Origin of the sequence: Butyricicoccus faecihominis (assembly GCF_024462775.1) — a bacterium.
GTDB lineage: Bacteria > Bacillota > Clostridia > Oscillospirales > Butyricicoccaceae > Agathobaculum > Agathobaculum faecihominis_A.
Genome location: NZ_JANGCE010000019.1, coordinates 19,177 through 37,483, shown reverse-complemented (window position 1 = coordinate 37,483; position 18,307 = coordinate 19,177). Strand labels below are relative to the sequence as shown.

The following is an 18,307-nucleotide window of genomic DNA, read 5'->3' as shown; positions in this document are numbered from 1 at the left end:
GGGGTTCATATGAAAAAGTTGAATGCGAAGAAATTAGTATCACTATTGGCAATCCTGTCTTTGATGTTAGCTACTTTTGCAGGATGCGGTAATCCTGCTTCATCAACTACAGCCCCGGATAATACACCCACACAGCAAGAAGATTCGACTTCAACTCCGGACGACAAAGAGACGAAACCGTCAGCCGATACAACAGCCGGAAGCTTTGATAACTTTGCTCGACCGGTGGTTGTTAAGGACCGGGCGCTGAAGGTGGGTTATCTTGTAAGAAGCCTTTCAGGCGAAATTCATCAGCGATTCCTTCGTCAAGTTGAGATCGATGCTGACCACTATGGCTGGGATTTGATTACAGTTGTATATGAACAGGACAACGCACTTCGGGAGAATTGGCTGAATCTTATTAATCAGGGCGTTGACGCGATTATTGTTGGTAATGCGAATACATTTGAACAATATGAGGATCTGGCTACGCAGACTAGAAATGCAGGAATCGGTTTGTATTGTATCGATAATCAGGTAATCCCCGGCGTTATTGTCAATACAACCGTACAGAACGGAACCGCTATGCTTGAGTTGATGTATAAGATTGGCGCCGATTATGACTGGAATTTCAACTATACGGTAATGGTTGAGGAAGGTATTCTGGTTACGCGTGAAAGAAGCCGTGCACTGGTTGGATTTGATAGGGCCTATCCCAATGAAATCCTTCTCGCAACACAGGATATTGCGGCAGCACCTACAAGTGTAGCGCAGGCTGGATATGATTTTGCATCTACATGGATTCAGCAGTACGGTGAGGAGTTGGATATCTTATTTACCACTTCCGATTATCACGCAACTACCGCAGCGGAGGGTATCATTGCAAGTGGTGACCCGAAGGGAGAAAAGTGGATCACGACAGGTATCGATGGTGGGTCCCAAGCATGGGCATATATCCGTAACGATACTCCGCTTAAATATACTTACTCACAGCCGGCTGAGGCATATGCCCATAATACCTGTGAGTGCGTACAGCAAATTCAGGTTGAGGGGCTAAATCCCGGCGATGCTGATTGCATCATTGAGAAATCAGGACAGGTGGTATATTCTGACGGCGTAGTAACTACCATTGATAACTGCCCGGAAGTTGGTGCAACAGTTCACAAATATTTTGACTATTATGATCCTGAAGACACGGACGCATGGTATACCTGGGATGACGGCAAGGGTCAGTATGTTGTGGAAGAATATCAGATTGGTGCGGAAAATACATAAAAATCTATTGCAATAGCATTTGTTCAGGCAGTTGTAAAGATGCATTTTACAACTGCCTGAATAAAATACTTGCTTCAGTTTGGGAGAGGAAAAGCGATGGACGATAGAACTGCAAAAATGCCGATTATGAGTACGCAAGATTTGACTAAAAAGTTTGGGAAGTTTGTGGCAAACAAAGAGATTTCGCTGGACGTTTATAAGGGTGAAATTTTAGCGATCATTGGAGAAAATGGCGCTGGCAAGTCCACATTCTGCAAAATGATAACTGGGAATTATGCGCCAAGTAGTGGAAAAATCATACTTAATGGAAAAGAAGTGCATTTGAAATCTGTCGCGCAATCCTTAAAGGCTGGAATTGCTATGGTTTATCAAGAAAGAAACCTCATTGGAGGATTGACAGGCGCTCAAAATATCTGTTTTGGTCAGGAACCCCAGACGAGAGCTCTTATGAATGAAAAAAAGATGTTAAAATGCGCGGAAGAAATCAGGAATAAACTTGGTATTCATATCGAACTGAATACGCCGGTGGAATCCATGAGCGCGGGCGATAAACAGCAAATTGAAATTTTAAGGGCGCTGAAATACAACCCAAAGATTCTTATTCTGGACGAACCGACGGCATCACTTGGAAAAAGTGAAGTGGATCCTTTTTTTAAGTTCATTAAGAGACTCTGTAAAGCGGAAGACATCGCAATAATTTTCATTTCACATAAACTAGATGAAGTGTTTTCGCTTTCCGACCGGATTGCCGTGTTTACAGACGGAAAATTGGTTAAGGTGTCTATGACAGCTGAAACAACACAAGAAGAATGTATTTCAGCAATGCTAAGAGATTCCAAAATCAAACCGGTTGTGGTGAAGGAGAAAGATATATCAAAAGAAGAAAATGTTCTGGAAATTACAGAGGATATTTTCTACGATGACCGCGCCCATCATATACCGATCCGCGTGAAACGCGGGGAGGTGGTAGGCATGTATGGTTTGGTAGGATCGGGAAGAACAGAGAGCTTGGAGGCTATCTATGGGCTAAGACATACGGATTTCATGAAGTATAAGTTCAATGGTGAGGAGATAAGAAAAACAACATCGAAAGAAATGATTGAAAGAGGAATGGTTCTTACTCCAGAGTTGCGGGCTAACGCGATATTCGCCGACTTTGATTTGATAGAAAACATATCTTATCTGTTTTATTCGCACAGACTGTCAAAACCACCGTTTGGTGCAATTGAAAACAGGAAAAAGGTGGAGTTAGTTGATCGGGTTCTTCAAAAAAACAATGTTAAGTTTTCGGCTAAAGGTCAGAAAATCGTGGAATTGTCAGGCGGCAATATGCAAAAAATCATCATTGGACGGTCTACGGAGGTAAGTAATATTTGTCTTCTGGCACTGGATGAACCTACAAATGGCATGGATATAGGTGCTAAGTACGAAGTTTATCATGAGATAAGAAGATTGGCCGATGAGGACAATGTGGCAGTTATTTTCATTTCTTCGGAGCTGGATGAATTGTTATCTGTAACTGATCGACTATATGTGTATTATAACGGAGACATCATTCAGGAAGTCGAAAGAAAAGCATTTGATAAAGCTGCTATTTTGAATGCAGCGGTGAGGGGGTAAGCAACATGTCTCATGATTGGACAAAAAGCGTAGAAAATAGAAATAGGCGTCAGCTGGTACTCCAGAAAACATCCAAATGGCTTTTGCTCGGCGCACTTGGGTTGATCGTTCTTGCCTTCCAAATTCTTGCGTCGGAATTCTTTACCATGTTTAATATGATGGCTGTAATGCGTTCTGCATGTATTATCGGATTCATGGCGATTTCCAATGTTTTTATACTCAATACAGGAGGTTTGAATTTTGCGCAAGGCGCACAGGTGACGCTTACTGGCGCCATCATCGGCAAATTGATGATGCTATGGCCCGACAATATGTATTGGGCTGCAGCCCTGATTTCAATCATAGTCGGAGTTGCTATCAGCGGTATTGTTAGTATCTTCGTGGTCGGGCTGGGTGTTCCCCCTTTTATTGCTACGTTGGCGCTTCAAACCATTCTTATGGGGGTATGCCGTTACCTGACAGATAATACCGTTATGTTTTCTAATAAGTGGGGACCTAATTTTATTGTACTTGGACAAGGAATGCTGTTTGGCGTCATCCCATATCCGGTTATTATATTTGCGGTGTTTGCAATATTTGCACATCTGTTCTTAGAACGCATGCGTATTGGCAGATATATATACGCGGTAGGTCTAAGCGCAACGACCTGCAAGCAGGTTGGCATTAATGTAAAGAAAACAAAATACATTGCGTATTTAATGAGCGGCTTCTTTATTTCTCTTGCTGGCGTGGTGTATGTTTCCTACGTGAATTCTGTGAATCTTACAGCGGGGACTACTCTTTTTTCATTGGCCACATGCACGGTCATGCTCAGCGCGACCTTCTATAAACCCGGCAAGTATAATATTCCGGGAGTAACGGTAGCTGCATTTATGATGTATCTGATTCAGAACGGTGTTATCACGGCAGGCGGTTCTTTCTTTGTCAGAGACTTCATTCAGGGAGTACTTCTCGTTATTTCCATTTTGATTATTGCGTTGGTGAGAAAAGAAGGGTTGCCATCTGTTAATTTCGGAAGTTAAGGGTGAGGTGCTGGTATGAATAACGAGTCTTCTGATAAAAAGAAAGCGATAGGAAAGTTTGCGACCAATTACATGATGCTGTTGGTCACATTTGTGGTCATGCTGGTATTCGGAGGGGTAAATCAAACCTTCTGGAACATGGGCAATATTCTAAATATAGTAAGCAATGCCTGCCTTTTTGGCATTGTCGGCATTGGCCTGACACTAATTACCGCAGCAGGCGAAACTGATTTTTGCGCTGCAGCAGAGTTTACCTTGGCCGCTACTCTTGCCTGCACTCTAATATCACAGTTAGGGATGAAAAATTATTTTCTAGTCATGTTGATTGTTATGATCACAATGGTACTCGTAGGTTTGCTGAATGCGGTGCTTCATGTTTACTGTAGGATACCCTCCTTTATTGCAACGTTGGGGACATCTTATATGGTGAATGGTATTGCAAAATGGATGACCAATGGACTGAATTTTATGGGGATCAGCAGAGGAATAGGACCCATTTACACATACATTGGACAGGGATACTTTCTGGGAGTGATCCCGATGCCGGCAGTAGTACTGGTGGTCATGGCTGCCATCATGCTTTATTACACGGAACATACAAGAGGCGGGAAATATATATATGCTGGCGGTTCCAACCCCACTGCATGTAAGTTCCTAGGTATTGACGCCAATCGGCAAAAGATTAAAGCATTTATTCTATGTTCTGTGTGCTGCGGTATTGCAGGACTCATCCAATCAAGCATGCTAAATGGCTCTGCTCAAGAAATGGGAGCTAATATGCTTAACTATGGCATGACAGTGCTTATGATTGGTGCTTGCTTTCTCAGACTTGGTGTGTTTAATGTTCCGGGAACTATTGTTGGCTCGCTGTTCATTGCAATTATAGCCAACGGAATGACAATTATGGGAACCTCCGTTGCTTCTAAGGAAATTGTATTGGGCTCGGTCATGCTTTTGGCAACGACCGCAGTCACTGTTTTCAAACTGAAAAATGCAAGAGGAAACTAGCGTTATAAAGGAGGTATAAATCATGCGGATGGAAAAAATGAAAGCGATTCGTTGGATCAAAACGAAACATCTGGAATTAAAAGAGATTCCGATTCCGGAATGCGGCGATGACGATATCTTAATCGAGGTAAAGGCTGCGGGGATATGCGGGGCAGATCTGCATTGGCTGAGCGGTTCCTTTAACGCGGACCATGAAGTGACTCTGGGGCATGAATTCGCAGGAGAGATTGTGGAGATGGGGAAAAACGTAGAGCCCTTATGGCAGATTGGGGACAGGGTTGTATCAGACAATACCGCATATGCCTGCGGCACCTGTTCTGCGTGCAAAAGGGGGCAGTTTCTTCAGTGTGCGCATCGGATTGGCCTAGGAGGCGGAACCGATGGAGGGTTTGCAAAATATTGTTTAATTCCGGGAGGGGCTATCAGGCATTATCCCAGCGCACTCATGAAAATCCCGGACTCGATGCCTTTTGAAGAAGCTGCATGCATGGAACCTGTCGCAAATATGTATAAAGCTGTGGTTCAGGATTCACATATCATGCCGGGGCAAACGGTTGTTGTCTTCGGTCTAGGCCCAATCGGATTATTTGCAATCCAAATGTGTCATTTGGCCGGAGCGGCTAAAATAATCGCAGTGGGAATGTCCAGCGATATGACAGTCAGAGCGCCCATAGCAAAAAAAATGGGGGCAAATATAGTGCTTGCATCGGATCGTGAAGAGGATATAGCATTGAAAATTGTGGAGATTACCGGAGAAGATTCGGTTGCGGTTGTCTATGATGCAGTTGGCATTCCAAGCATTATGGCAGGAGTAGATAAATATATTCGGCATGGCGGTGAATTCATTCGTATTGGTAATGTTGCTGCAATTTACAATCACACTCTGATACCGCTGATCGATAAGCAGATTACCGTAGTCGGTCATATGGGATACGATGCAGTATCATGGGACAACAGCATGGAGTTATATAAAGCAGGCATGCTGAATATTAAAGATGCAATAACACATGTCTTGCCCATAGATGAGTACCTTACTGGATATGAAATGATGAAAACACAACAATCCGGTAAGGTGGTATTAATACCTTGAGTGGATTCTTAGTCAGCGGCAAGGAGTGATATATAACATGAAAAACACAGGATATGTTCTGACCGGTGTGGCAAATTTTGAAAAACGAGAACTTCCCATTCCAGAAGTATTAGAAGACGATGTGTTAATTCAAATAGAATATATGGGTATCTGTGGTTCGGATATTCATGCGTTCAATGGCGATTTTGGAGATGTTACTGCGGCGGCAGAAGAACAGGGGATCATGATTGGGCATGAGTGTGCGGGCACAGTCGTTAAGACAGGGAAAAATGTTACAAAGATAAAAGAAGGCGACAGGGTTGCTGTTGAGGCAGGTATCGGATGCGGTAAATGTGATATGTGTAAGCAAGGCTTATATAACCTTTGCCGCGATATGAGATTTCTAGGATGCCCGCCGGACTATAAGGGTGCAATGCAGCGGTATATGTCGTATCCGAGCGCATGGGTATTTAAACTTCCGGATGATGTAAGTTCTCTGGAAGGCGCTTTAATTGAGCCGCTTTCAGTCGGGCTGCATGCCACAAATATTTCAGGCATCGGTTTAGGGGATTCGGCGGTTATCTTTGGGGCGGGGTGCATTGGGTTGACCGTGCTGTTATCCTGTCTCGCAAAAGGCGTGAGTGATGTCGTTGTTGTCGATGTATTTGAAAGCCGTTTACAGACCGCTAAAAAGCTCGGCGCGTCTGCCGTCCTTAATTCCAGTGAATGCGATGTGATAAAAAAAGTAATTCATATTTTGGGAGAAGAACCGAAATATATTTTTGAAGCTGCAGGCAATCCTGTGGCGGCGGAAATGTGTATGAAACTCATCGGTCGCGCGGGAGTTATCACACTGGTAGGAGCGCTGCTCAAACCCTCATCTATTATATTTGAAGATATCAGTGAAAAAGAAGTTACGATTAAGACCGTGTTTCGTTATCGCAATATTTATCCTACGGCAATTAATGCGATAGCCGAAGGTATTATTGATTTAAAGACCATGGTAAATAAGGTGTTCGACTTTGAAGAAGCGCAGCATGCCTTTGAAGAGGCAGCTGCCCAGAAGCAGGAGATCGTCAAGGCGGTCCTTAAGTTTTAATATGTGACAGCATCAACTTTATTTCCAAGTAAGGAGGTAATTATGAAGACTGTAGATGTTGTATGTATAGGAGCATCGCTTCTTGATATATCCACATTTGAAATTGATAAAGATGGTTTTTTTGAACGTGAGCCCAATATTGTCGGCTCCATATCTTTTAGTGCAGGCGGTGACGCGACCAATCAGTCGATTGTGCTTTCCCATCTGGGGCATAAGGTGAAATTTATTACGAAGCTGGGATCAGATGATGCCGGAAATGTTCTTTACGATAAGCTAGAGAAATCGGGTGTTGACATGAGCCTGATTGCTAGAGGAGACCAAGACATAGCTTCCGTATGCAATATTATTCTGATAGGAAAGGATGATACAAGAGTTTATATCACAAACGCCACGGATTGCAAATCCAGTATTGCGAGTTTCTGTGAAAAAGATATTGATTATTCCGTATTGACACAGGCAAAGGTAGTGTCTATCGGCAGCCTTTTTGTACATCCGCTGTTAGGAAACGAGGCTATGACAAAAATTTTTAAAACGGTAAAGGAGGCAGGCGGTATCACCTGCGCAGATGTGAAAGCGGATGATCTGGACTGCTCCATGAATAGATATAGTCAGGCGCTGCCGTATCTGGATTTTTTGTTCGCCAATGAAAAAGAGGCGAAAAACCTAACCGGCTTGATGGAAACAGAACAAATGGCGGATTACTTTCTCAGCCTTGGAATTGGAACCATCATCATAAAGCTAGGCGGAAAAGGATGCTTCGTTAAAACATCGAATGGAGATGAATTTTTTGATACTCCATTTTTCGTGGATCCGGTGGACACCACTGGCGCCGGCGATAATTTTATGGCGGGCTTTATATCTGGGCTGATTAGGGGATGTTCCATTCACGAGTGTGTCCAGTATGCAAAAGCAACAAGCGCAATTTGTGTCGGATCCATCGGAGCATCTACCGGCGTCAAGAGTATGGAACAGGTTTTCACATTTATGAAAAAAAGACTGGGCCAAAACGCCTAGCTTTATAATAACAACTTATTTACTTAAAGGAGGAAATTAAAATGCATGAAAACGCTGGAAAAGTAATGACCGTACTGGGGTTAATCGATCCGAAGGATTTGGGAAAAACTCTGCCTCATGAGCACACGACCTGCAACCTGCAGTACTATGCGGAACCCTCAAAGGATCCGGAAGGCGCAAAGTATTTCAAGGATCATATCACGCTTGAAAATCTGCATTTCCTGCATGGAAACCCATATGCGATTTATGAAAACTGTATTTGTCAGGATTGTGACCTGATCGTGCGCGAGCTGCAAAAATATAAAAACAACGGCGGCGGCTCTATCTGTGAACTTGGGCCGCTGATGAAGCAGGAAGGCGCAGACTTTGTAAAGGACGAGAAAGGCAATTACAAAGTGGTGTCCGATCTCAAGCATTGGCATGATGTGGTCGATATCTCAAAGAGATCCGGCGTTCATATCATTTCTTCGATCGGTTTGTATCTGGAGATGGCGCATCCCGACGCAGTGAAGGAAATGACTGCCGAGCAACTGGCGGATAGCTTTATCGATGTGATCAGAAATGGTTATGGCGATACCGGCATCAAGCCCGGCATTATCGGCGAGACAGGCGTAGGTCCGGTATGTACTAATGAAGAAATCAAAGCCTTGAGAGCAATGGGCATTGCGCAGCGCGAAACAGGTCTGGGCGTCAACATTCACGTAGAGCCGTATACATACGAGTATGATTTCAGAATTCTTGATACGCTGGAAGAGGTAGGGTGTGATCTTACAAGAGTGGTGCTGAGCCACAGAGAAGCTTGTTTAACAAATCGCAATCTAACTTTCGACAAAGCGGTTGATCACTATGTGGGAATCTGCGATAGAGGCGCGTCGGTCGAGTTCGATACCTGCGGTGATAACGACGAGTTCTATACAGATTATGCTACTTGGGATAATCCGTCCGATTACGATCGCGCAAAGGCGGTCCATGATTTGTGCATGAGAGGTCATGCAAAACGCGTATTCCTTTCCCACGATTTGGCCCACCGTTATCTGATGACTGAGTTTGGCGGAAACGGTTATTCCCATGTGATTACCACTTTCCGCAAGCTGTGCATGAAGTATGGCGTAACCGATTACGATCTCGACACTATCATGATTGAAAATCCAAAAAGATTGCTAACCATTAAATAAACTCATTTTGAGAGTCAACAGCCACACAAAAGCATGAAAGGCATAGCTGATTAATTGCCAGAGCAATAAAGAAATACGTAGTGAAATCAATATAGCGTATGCTATAAGAAGACCGACCTACGAATACAATAGAACGGTCAAGAAGAATTGTTTGGCTAGACAAATATACTCTCTCCGAGGAAGACATGCTAACTGGATGAGCTTGTCACCAAGGAGAGAGCATATTTGCTTGTAAAAGAAAAAATGAGGATCATGAAATGAAAATAGTTGTAGCGATTGATTCCTTAAAAGGAAGTCTATCCTCTTTGGAAGCAGGTGAAGCGATTCGGAACGGTATACAACGTGCAATTCCAGAGGCAATAGTTGCAGTGCATCCGGTGGCGGATGGAGGTGAGGGAACGGTCGAGGCGCTTGTTTCCGGTTTTGGCGGAGAATTAATCCGTACACGTGTGTCCGGTCCTCTGGGCGATCCGATCAACAGCACCTATGGAATTCTGCCACAGACGAAAACGGCTGTGATCGAGATGGCGTGTACTGCGGGGCTGACGCTGCTGTGTGAGAGGAAAAAAAACCCCTTGCACACGACAACGCGCGGCGTTGGCGAATTGATTTGCGATGCGATCAAACGTGGATGCAGGCGCTTTATTGTTGGACTCGGTGGAAGCGCAACAAATGACGGCGGCATTGGCATGCTGCAAGCGCTCGGCTATGGTCTGCTGGACTCATCAGGAAAGAAGGTACGGGGTGGAGGCTTAGGCCTTTCCACGCTGGCGGAGATTCGCACGGAGCAAGTGCTCCCCGAATTAAACGACTGTACCTTTCGCATCGCCTGCGATGTGAGGAATCCATTGTGCGGGGAATCCGGGTGCAGCGTAGTATTTGCGCCGCAAAAAGGTGCGTCGCGGGAAATGATTCAGGACATGGATCGCTGGATGGCTCAATACGCCGATTTGGTAAGGCAGTGGAGCCCAAACGCGGAGCGATCCGATCCGGACTATCCGGGCACAGGGGCGGCAGGCGGACTTGGATATGCATTTCGTGCATTTATGAAAGCAGATTTGGAACCGGGTATTGAAATTGTTCTCGACGAGGCGCATCTGGATGACGCGTTGATCGGTGCGGATATCGTCGTGACCGGCGAAGGGCGGTTGGACGGACAAACTGTGATGGGCAAAGCACCGATCGGCGTAGCGCGGCGGGCAAAGCGCTATGGCGCGAAAGTGATCGCATTCGCCGGCAGCGTCGGATCGGGAGCCGAGGACTGTAACCGAGAAGGAATAGACGCCTTTTTCCCTATCTTGCAGGAAATCGTTACGCTGCAAACGGCAATGGAGTCAAAACAGGCGCGCTGTAATATGGAGCGATCGGCGGAACAGGTGTTTCGCCTCATCCGAACATTAGGGCTATAGGTGAAATGGTTACGAAAAAATGTGTCGATGGGATCGATGATGAGTTATAGAAAGGATAAACTATGAAGATCGTTGTGTTAGATGGCTACACAGAGAATCCGGGGGATCTGAGTTGGGAACCTATCGCCGCTCAAGGGGACTTGGTTGTTTATAACCGCACTAAGATCGACGATCCGGAGGAGATCGCTAAGCGGATCGGATCGGCCGAGATCGTTTATACGAACAAGACGCCGATCAGCGCCGAAACCATGGCCGCATGCCCCAATATTAAACTGATCAGCCTTCTTGCGACTGGATACAACGTTGTGGATGTTTCAGAGGCGCGCGCACGCGGAATCGTCGTATCCAATGTGCCGACCTACGGTACGGCTGCGGTCGCTCAGTTTTCCATAGCGCTACTGCTAGAGATTTGTCATCATATTGGACACCACAGTGACACCGTTAAAAACGGCAAATGGCAGAACTGTGCAGATTTTTGCTATTGGGACTATCCGCTGATCGAGCTGGTGGATAAGACCATCGGCATAATCGGGTTCGGACGTATCGGCCAAATGGAGGGACGAATTGCTAAGGCGCTTGGAATGAAGGTGCTCACATATGATCTGTTCCAAACGGAAAGCGGCAAGGAAATTGCGACATACGTCGATCTGGACACGCTCTATGCAAATTCAGATGTGATCACGCTGCACTGCAACCTAACGCCGGAGAATGCAGGCATGATTAACCGAAAAAGCATTGCCAAAATGCGTGATGGTGTGATTTTAATCAATAATTCGCGCGGTCAGCTGATTCATGAACAGGACGTCGCCGATGCGCTGAACGCTGGTAAGATTATGGCTGCGGGACTGGATGTTGTCTATACGGAGCCAATTCGCGCGGACAATCCGCTGTTGCAAGCGAAAAACTGCATCATCACACCGCATATTTCATGGGCGCCTAAGGAAAGCAGACAGCGCATCATGGATACTAGCGCAGAGAACCTCCGCGCTTTTTTGGCGGGCAGTCCGATGAATGTTGTCTCGTAATATTTTTAATTAAATAATTACCCCCAACAGCAGATGAACTGGATTTTATTGTGGTTTTGTGGTATCATATATAATACTAAGTTATAAGGTTAAATCCGGAGCTCTGCATGTTTTTTGTTCGACCCAAAAGCAGAACCGCGTGCTTGCTTGAAACATTGTTTTCCTGTCAGCAGCAGATAATCGTATTGGGTATAGCTGTGCTGCTCCATTTTAAAATATTCCTTTTTCAAAGGGATTTGATGTAGGTATTATTTGTAAACAGTTAGTGACTACGCCTGATATTATCATATCTTGATGAAGCGATATTAAGGTTATATAAGCTAAAGGATACAAATGAAATGGAGATTAGTTATGAACAAATTGAATGTATTTATTGTTGAAGATGACCCTATGGTCTTATTCGGTTTTAAAACGATGGTTACTTCTGGTGGTCATATCGTCGCTGGGACTGCTACCGACGGAGTAACTGCCCTTGAAAAAATAGTAAAACTCCGTCCTGACATTCTTCTTGTTGATATCAATTTACCGGAAATGGATGGAATAACGCTCTTGAGAAAGGTCAAAGAACATTTTGACATTCCGTCCATCATCATTACAGGATACAAAAGTGAGTCTTTGTTGGAATACGCTCTGGAATTAGGAGTATTCAGTTATTTACAAAAACCTGTTGACGATATAGAAGTAAGAATGGTACTGTCTCTGGCAATGACTAGATATAATGAACTTCAAGCCGCCCAGAATGAACGAGACAAGGCAATTACTGCGCTTGAGGAGCGAAAGATTATAGAACGCGCAAAGTCTTCTTTGATGTTACAATTTAATATGAGTGATGAAGAAGCCATGAGATTCATGCAGAAGAAAGCAAGTTCACAAAGCCGTAAAATGGTATTATTGGCACAGGATATTTTGAAAATATGAAAAAAGAAAATGATAACTCGCAAAGCGATTCACCCTTAATTCATATGGATTTTTATACTGCTACGACAAACGGCAATATAGATCTTAGGGATATATGTTTTACGTTAATGCCAGGAGAATGTCACGGTATAATTGGAATACAATCATTCGGACTACAAAATTTCGTTAATAGCCTGTGTGATCCTCCCAAAAAGTATATGGGGCAATTCGACTTTTTGGGGAAAACTGTATCCAAAAGAAAGCCGAACTGGAGCGAAATTATGGTGATTAGCAACAGCGAGGATTCAATATCCTTTTTTTCGGCTGAAGAAAATATCTTTATTCATAAAAAGTCCATATTTGGACTAAAAAGGGAAAACATCATATCCTGTCAGAAAATTTTGAAAGAGTTGGGACTCCAACTCAACCTCGAAAAGCCAGTATCCGATATGAGCTTTTCTGAAAAAAAGCTGTTAGATATTCTGCGCGTATGTGTTTGCCTACCGCGTATTGCGGTTTTTTGTGATACATATAACTGGCTCGAGCATAGCTCGGCGATTCAACTTCCTGTAATTATAAGGTGGTTGAAGGAAAAAGGCGTTTCTATCATTTATGTGTGCCAAAACATAGAGATGGGCATGGTTTTTTCTGACCGGATTTCTGTTTTTGATCAAGACAGCATTCAGCAAACATTTGACATCAATGAGGTGAAAGAAGATCCGGGCAAGATTATTCAACAATTTTCAGATTTAAGAACACTGTATGAGACGCCTGATGATGTTTCAAAAATTCCGCATGTTTTGAAGCATATCCTAAAAGCACGTGATATATCAATTTCTGAACTGACGCTTAACAGACGTCTGAATTTTCTGGCGGAAGATATGGCCAAAGCATTTGATTCGAATGGTGCGATCATTTATTTTGTTGACATTGCAAATAATGAGATGTTGGAGAAGATTTGTAGTTCAGAGAACGTACAGTCCTGCTCCTTTATTCGACAGGAGCAGGTTTTTTCATTATGCGCAGATACCCAATTTCAGATATACGATTTTTCCAAATCGGCCAAATCTTTGTTTTTCGAACAAAGAAATCAGCTAAAACATATGCTGGTATACTCTTTTTCGGTTGACTCTAATACGGTGGGGCTTATCCAAATCCTATATGCCAAACGGCATTATCCTAATTATAGATTCGAGGAATACCTGAAACTTTTTGCAAAAGAAATCTGCATTGCAATGGATAATTCGCGGCTTCTTGGCCGTTCCGTGTTACTTCAGGAGAGCCATCACCGTATAAAAAACAACCTTCAAATAGTATCCAATCTTCTCTTCCTTCAAAAAAATGCTAACCCTGCGATAGAAGATGTCTTTACAGCAGCTATAAAGCGTATCAACACCATTGCAAGTATTCATGATCTTTTGTGTCATGATGGTTCTGGAAAGAATATTATTAATTTGCGCACTGTTTTTCAGGAAATCTGCAAATTATACAGGGCAACCCAACTAAATATTGATATCCAAATGGATAATATCAGCATTCCGTATGATAAAGCAACCTCAATTGCTCTTTTGGTAAATGAATTAATCAGTAACACGTTAAAGCATGCATTTGTTAATTGCAAAAGGGAAGATTATAGAGCTTTTGTTCAATGCTTTAATGATGGAAACAAAATCACATTCCAATATTCGGATAATGGATCGGGTATTGATTCAAAAAACTTTTCAAAATCTAAAGGAATTGGGGTTTCTATCATCGAAAACATGTCGCTGGAAATGGGCGCCAGTATTTATTCCTATTCTGACAATGGTTATCATTTTAAAATGGAAATTCCGCGCAACCGAATTATGGCTGTAAATGCCGTAGAGCAGCGATTTTGACCAGTGATAAGTGGTAAAGAGCGAAGTAATGTTCTCTTATAAAGCAAACCTGATAGTATATGTGAAGTCCACAAATGAAAAAGAGGTTGTTCTAAGTTCGCGGCGCTGCAAACCTTAGAGGAGGTAGAGTGGCGTATTTGAATGGCGTGATGTCTGGAAAATGATCCCATAAATGCGCTGCCGAATAAATGCTTTGCCGAGAGTTAATCGAAGCGAATAGTCTGGAAAGGGTTGGGCTACGGTATTTATATGATTATTTTGCGGACGTACACCACTGTCTGTCGACGCTTGAACTGATAGACGAGGCACTTGAATGATTCACGAACTCCGTCTTACGACAATCTCTTTAAAATCAGAAAAGCATCCCGATTACTGGCCGATTTGGGATGCTTTTCTGGTTTTTTAGCAAGAGTCAGGTACCCTGCGTATACACCAAAGGATAAGGATTTGCATAAACGGCGGGGGGACGTAGAGGGTCATACGAATCGATGCACTGATTGTGACTTGGCGGGCAAATTTGTTGCAAAAATTAGACTTTTGTAAACACCTACAAACTTTTGCGCGCCGTAAGAAATGATGGAATTACTACTTGCATTTTTAAACGAAAGACCGTATAATAAACCTTGATTTGAAAGTCGGTTGTCCAAAACCGAAATTAGGAGGAGTTTAACGAATGAAGAAATTAGTGTGCGCGCTGCTCGCAGGCGCGATGAGCATGAGCCTGCTGGCGGGCTGCGGCAGTAAGCCGGCGGAACCGGAGAACACAACCCCGGAGAACAACGGTGGAGATACCAATGCAGTCAGCGATACGTTGCGTATGGGTACAAACGCGGCATTCCCGCCGTATGAGTTCGTAGATGAGAATAATGAAGTTGCCGGTATTGATGCGGAAATTGCCGGTGCGATTGCTGAAAAGCTGGGGATGAAGCTGGAGATTACCGATATGGCGTTTGACTCGCTGATCCCTGCGGTACAGGCTGGCACGATTGATATCGTTCTGGCTGGTATGACTGTTGATCCGGAGCGTGCTGAAGCGGTGACCTTTACCGATTCTTATGCGACCGGTGTACAGGTAATCATTGTTCCTGAAGATTCTGAAATAGCTAAGGTCGATGATTTGGATGGTAAGACGATTGGTGTACAGTCCGGTACGACCGGTGATTTGTACTGCACCGATGCTTACGGTCAGGAACAGGTCAAGCAGTTTGATAATGGCGCTCTGGCGGTTGCCGCATTAACAAATGGTCAGGTGGATTGCGTTGTCATTGATAACGAGCCGGCTAAGAATTATGTGGAAGCCAATCAGGGGCTGAAGATTCTGGATACCGAGTATGCAATAGAAGATTACGCTGCAGCAATCGCAAAGGATAATACGGAATTGCTGGATAAGGTTAATGCCGCGATGAAGGAACTTAAGGATGACGGTACAATCTCCGGTATTATTGAAAAGTATATTCCTGCAAAGTAATTTTACGAAATGTTCAGTAGAAAGGGACGGCGGATGCCGCCCCTTTTCTGCAAATACCAATGAAAAGGGGAAAAGCTGTGAGCCAACTGACATTTGCGAACTGGATACAGACGGCGCCCGACTGGCTACAGGGATTGCCTGATGGGATGAAAACATTCTTTTTTCAACTTTATCAAACCTTTGTCTATCAAGATCGATGGACATGGTTTGTAGATGGCCTTAAAATTACATTTATGGTCACGTTGGGAGCGCTGGCGCTGGGTATCATTATCGGTCTGATCGTAGCTGTAATTCGTTCAGCGCACGATTCCCGCCGTATAGGCCGACCTAATCCAATTTTGAGCTTGATTAACGCAATCTGTAAGGTATATCTAACCGTAATCCGTGGCACGCCGATGATGGTGCAACTGCTCATCATGGGTTTCGTTGTTTTTGTGCCAAAAGAACAAAGCCAAATGGTAGTATGCGGCATTGTAACATTGGGCATTAATTCAGGTGCATACGTGGCAGAAATCGCGCGTTCAGGTCTTATGTCGATCGGCGGAGGACAGATGGAAGCGGGCCGTTCGTTAGGGTTGACGTACGGAAAAACCATGTGGTACATTATTATTCCGCAAGCCATTAAAAATATTTTGCCCGCGCTTGGAAATGAAATGATCACCCTGCTAAAGGATACTTCGCTTGTGTCTGTTATTATGCTGCGAGATGTAACGAAACAAGCACAGAATATTGTTGCCAATACGTACAACCCATTCGTACCATACATCAGCTTAGCGATTATATATCTGGTAATTGTCATGATTTTGACTAAACTGCTCGGATTGCTCGAAAGGAGGTTGCGCGCAAGTGATCGTCGTTAAAGACTTATATAAGTCCTTTGGAGACCACGAGGTGCTCAAGGGTGTAGACGAACATATTGAGAAAGGTGAAAAGGTTGTTATCATCGGGCCGTCTGGCTCGGGTAAGTCTACCTTTTTGCGTTGTCTGAATCTACTTGAGGAACCGACCAGCGGAGCTATCATTTTTGAAGGGCAAAACATTACCTCTAAAGAAACTGATATTAATATCGTCCGCCGTAAGATGGGCATGGTATTTCAACAGTTTAATCTGTTTCCGCATCTCTCCGTTAAGGAGAATATCAAGCTTGCGCCGGTAAAGCTCAAGGTCATGAGCGATGAGGAAGCGGAAAATCGCGCCTTGCAGCTGCTGGCCCGCGTCGGTCTGCCGGATAAGGCGGATAGCTATCCAATTCAGCTTTCCGGCGGACAGCAGCAGCGCATCGCGATCGCCCGCGCGCTCGCCATGAATCCGGACGTCATGCTTTTTGACGAGCCGACCTCCGCGCTCGACCCGGAAATGGTCGGTGAAGTGCTGGAGATCATGAAGGAGCTGGCCGAGGACGGTATGACCATGGTGGTCGTCACGCACGAAATGGGCTTTGCCCGCGAGGTCGGCACCCGCGTGCTGTTCATGGATGAGGGGCGCATCATGGAGCAAAACGAACCGGGGGCGTTTTTCGCCAATCCGCAGAATCCCCGTTTAAAGGACTTTTTGTCCAAGGTGTTGTAAAAACAGGGGTTTGCTGACGCTCACAATTAGAAATGCGGCGGGGTGAGTCACCCCGCCCTACGCTTAACGGTTTTCTCGTTACTGAAAATGGGAGATAAACCAAGAAGTAGGGCGGGGTGACCTCACCCCGCCGCTGCGGCTACTGCAGCGTATACTATTGCGAGCGTAGCGAGCTACCGAAAGAAACGCGGAAAATCTTTGTAGTTGCAAGATTTTCCGCGTTTCTAAATCGCTATATCGAGAAAATGGAATCGATAACAGCTATGGCCTGTTAACAGTTTAAAGCTGTACTTCCGTTTGGATAAATCATGTGCTATGATGATCGAGGAGCATGTGAAAGGAGTGTACTTTGATGAGCATTTTGCAAGACATTTATGAGGAAGGAATGGCATGCCTCGATGTGCCAACGGAGCAGAGGGTGCTTTCCGAAGAATTGCGCCGCCAATTAAATGTTGAACAGCGGCGCTTGCTTCGCCGTGTGCAAGATATCGGTCTGGCGGAAGGCGATAAGCTGACGCGGGAAAACTATTTCCGCGGTTTTTGCGCGGGCGTACACTTTGCCGAATGCTTTCTGCGGCGCGCGGGCCGGTTCTGAATAATATATGTCGTTATTATCGCGCTTTTGTGACAAAAAAACAAGCGGACAGAGTGTTCTGTCCGCTTTTCTGTGCAATAAAATGCTTGACATTGGCAAAATTTCTATGGTATAATAAAACGCTCGACAAATTAGATACGATTCTGCCAATAGCTAAATACATGTTATCACGGTGAATCTGTAATTGCAAGAGCAATTTTAAAGAT

Annotated in this window: 16 protein-coding genes; all 16 read left to right on the top strand. The window is 44.3% G+C overall.

Going from position 1 to position 18,307, the window contains the following annotated elements:
* Window positions 1-9: 9 nt before the first annotated feature.
* The 16 genes from NE562_RS10690 to NE562_RS10615 all read left to right on the top strand — a co-directional run bounded on the left by NE562_RS10690 (window position 10) and on the right by NE562_RS10615 (window position 18,101).
* A complete protein-coding gene (locus tag NE562_RS10690) occupies window positions 10-1,254 on the top strand; it encodes a sugar ABC transporter substrate-binding protein (RefSeq protein WP_280962408.1) in 1,245 nt (414 codons plus the stop codon).
* Window positions 1,255-1,350: 96 nt separating this feature from the next.
* On the top strand, window positions 1,351-2,874 hold the full coding sequence (locus NE562_RS10685; protein WP_280962407.1) for a sugar ABC transporter ATP-binding protein: 1,524 nt from the start codon (window positions 1,351-1,353) through the stop codon (window positions 2,872-2,874).
* A gap of 5 nt (window positions 2,875-2,879) precedes the next feature.
* Window positions 2,880-3,896 (top strand): ABC transporter permease, encoded by a 1,017-nt coding sequence (locus NE562_RS10680; protein WP_280962406.1) that lies wholly within the window; start codon window positions 2,880-2,882, stop codon window positions 3,894-3,896.
* A gap of 15 nt (window positions 3,897-3,911) precedes the next feature.
* Window positions 3,912-4,904 (top strand): ABC transporter permease, encoded by a 993-nt coding sequence (locus NE562_RS10675; RefSeq protein ID WP_280962405.1) that lies wholly within the window; start codon window positions 3,912-3,914, stop codon window positions 4,902-4,904.
* Window positions 4,905-4,926: 22 nt separating this feature from the next.
* On the top strand, window positions 4,927-5,994 hold the full coding sequence (locus NE562_RS10670) for a zinc-dependent alcohol dehydrogenase (RefSeq protein ID WP_280962404.1): 1,068 nt from the start codon (window positions 4,927-4,929) through the stop codon (window positions 5,992-5,994).
* Between the two features lie 37 nt (window positions 5,995-6,031).
* Window positions 6,032-7,072 (top strand): alcohol dehydrogenase catalytic domain-containing protein, encoded by a 1,041-nt coding sequence (locus NE562_RS10665; protein ID WP_280962403.1) that lies wholly within the window; start codon window positions 6,032-6,034, stop codon window positions 7,070-7,072.
* 42 nt (window positions 7,073-7,114) lie between these two features.
* Window positions 7,115-8,086, top strand: coding sequence for a carbohydrate kinase family protein (locus NE562_RS10660; RefSeq protein ID WP_280962402.1), 972 nt, complete (start codon window positions 7,115-7,117; stop codon window positions 8,084-8,086).
* Window positions 8,087-8,127: 41 nt separating this feature from the next.
* Window positions 8,128-9,261 (top strand): hypothetical protein, encoded by a 1,134-nt coding sequence (locus NE562_RS10655; protein WP_280962401.1) that lies wholly within the window; start codon window positions 8,128-8,130, stop codon window positions 9,259-9,261.
* 257 nt (window positions 9,262-9,518) lie between these two features.
* Complete coding sequence (locus NE562_RS10650) at window positions 9,519-10,670, top strand: glycerate kinase (protein ID WP_280962400.1); 1,152 nt, start codon at window positions 9,519-9,521, stop codon at window positions 10,668-10,670.
* Between the two features lie 62 nt (window positions 10,671-10,732).
* A complete protein-coding gene (locus NE562_RS10645) occupies window positions 10,733-11,695 on the top strand; it encodes a D-2-hydroxyacid dehydrogenase (RefSeq protein WP_280962399.1) in 963 nt (320 codons plus the stop codon).
* 351 nt (window positions 11,696-12,046) lie between these two features.
* Window positions 12,047-12,613: an ANTAR domain-containing response regulator gene (locus NE562_RS10640; RefSeq protein WP_280962398.1), complete on the top strand. Its 567-nt coding sequence runs from the start codon at window positions 12,047-12,049 to the stop codon at window positions 12,611-12,613.
* Window positions 12,610-14,469, top strand: a complete 1,860-nt coding sequence (locus NE562_RS10635; protein WP_280962397.1) for a histidine kinase dimerization/phosphoacceptor domain -containing protein — start codon at window positions 12,610-12,612, stop codon at window positions 14,467-14,469. The genes NE562_RS10640 and NE562_RS10635 overlap by 4 nt, the downstream gene beginning before the upstream one ends.
* A 673-nt stretch (window positions 14,470-15,142) precedes the next feature.
* Window positions 15,143-15,937, top strand: a complete 795-nt coding sequence (locus NE562_RS10630; RefSeq protein ID WP_280962396.1) for a basic amino acid ABC transporter substrate-binding protein — start codon at window positions 15,143-15,145, stop codon at window positions 15,935-15,937.
* Window positions 15,938-16,014: 77 nt separating this feature from the next.
* Window positions 16,015-16,797 carry an amino acid ABC transporter permease gene (locus NE562_RS10625; RefSeq protein ID WP_419196005.1) on the top strand — a complete coding sequence of 261 codons (783 nt, stop codon included), beginning with the start codon at window positions 16,015-16,017 and terminating at the stop codon, window positions 16,795-16,797.
* Complete coding sequence (locus NE562_RS10620; RefSeq protein ID WP_280962395.1) at window positions 16,784-17,506, top strand: amino acid ABC transporter ATP-binding protein; 723 nt, start codon at window positions 16,784-16,786, stop codon at window positions 17,504-17,506. The genes NE562_RS10625 and NE562_RS10620 overlap by 14 nt, the downstream gene beginning before the upstream one ends.
* 352 nt (window positions 17,507-17,858) lie before the next feature.
* Window positions 17,859-18,101 carry a hypothetical protein gene (locus tag NE562_RS10615; protein ID WP_280962394.1) on the top strand — a complete coding sequence of 81 codons (243 nt, stop codon included), beginning with the start codon at window positions 17,859-17,861 and terminating at the stop codon, window positions 18,099-18,101.
* Window positions 18,102-18,307 lie beyond the last annotated feature (206 nt).

Excerpts from the sequence above, each read along its gene's own strand:
- NE562_RS10675 (WP_280962405.1), top strand. The coding sequence starts at position 3,912 with ATGAATAACGAGTCTTCTGATAAAAAGAAAGCGATAGGAAAGTTTGCG.
- NE562_RS10635 (WP_280962397.1), top strand. The coding sequence starts at position 12,610 with ATGAAAAAAGAAAATGATAACTCGCAAAGCGATTCACCCTTAATTCAT.
- NE562_RS10655 (WP_280962401.1), top strand. The coding sequence starts at position 8,128 with ATGCATGAAAACGCTGGAAAAGTAATGACCGTACTGGGGTTAATCGAT.
- NE562_RS10645 (WP_280962399.1), top strand. The coding sequence starts at position 10,733 with ATGAAGATCGTTGTGTTAGATGGCTACACAGAGAATCCGGGGGATCTG.
- NE562_RS10685 (WP_280962407.1), top strand. The coding sequence starts at position 1,351 with ATGGACGATAGAACTGCAAAAATGCCGATTATGAGTACGCAAGATTTG.
- NE562_RS10680 (WP_280962406.1), top strand. The coding sequence starts at position 2,880 with ATGTCTCATGATTGGACAAAAAGCGTAGAAAATAGAAATAGGCGTCAG.
- NE562_RS10650 (WP_280962400.1), top strand. The coding sequence starts at position 9,519 with ATGAAAATAGTTGTAGCGATTGATTCCTTAAAAGGAAGTCTATCCTCT.
- NE562_RS10665 (WP_280962403.1), top strand. The coding sequence starts at position 6,032 with ATGAAAAACACAGGATATGTTCTGACCGGTGTGGCAAATTTTGAAAAA.
- NE562_RS10660 (WP_280962402.1), top strand. The coding sequence starts at position 7,115 with ATGAAGACTGTAGATGTTGTATGTATAGGAGCATCGCTTCTTGATATA.
- NE562_RS10630 (WP_280962396.1), top strand. The coding sequence starts at position 15,143 with ATGAAGAAATTAGTGTGCGCGCTGCTCGCAGGCGCGATGAGCATGAGC.
- NE562_RS10690 (WP_280962408.1), top strand. The coding sequence starts at position 10 with ATGAAAAAGTTGAATGCGAAGAAATTAGTATCACTATTGGCAATCCTG.
- NE562_RS10670 (WP_280962404.1), top strand. The coding sequence starts at position 4,927 with ATGCGGATGGAAAAAATGAAAGCGATTCGTTGGATCAAAACGAAACAT.
- NE562_RS10640 (WP_280962398.1), top strand. The coding sequence starts at position 12,047 with ATGAACAAATTGAATGTATTTATTGTTGAAGATGACCCTATGGTCTTA.
- NE562_RS10615 (WP_280962394.1), top strand. The coding sequence starts at position 17,859 with ATGAGCATTTTGCAAGACATTTATGAGGAAGGAATGGCATGCCTCGAT.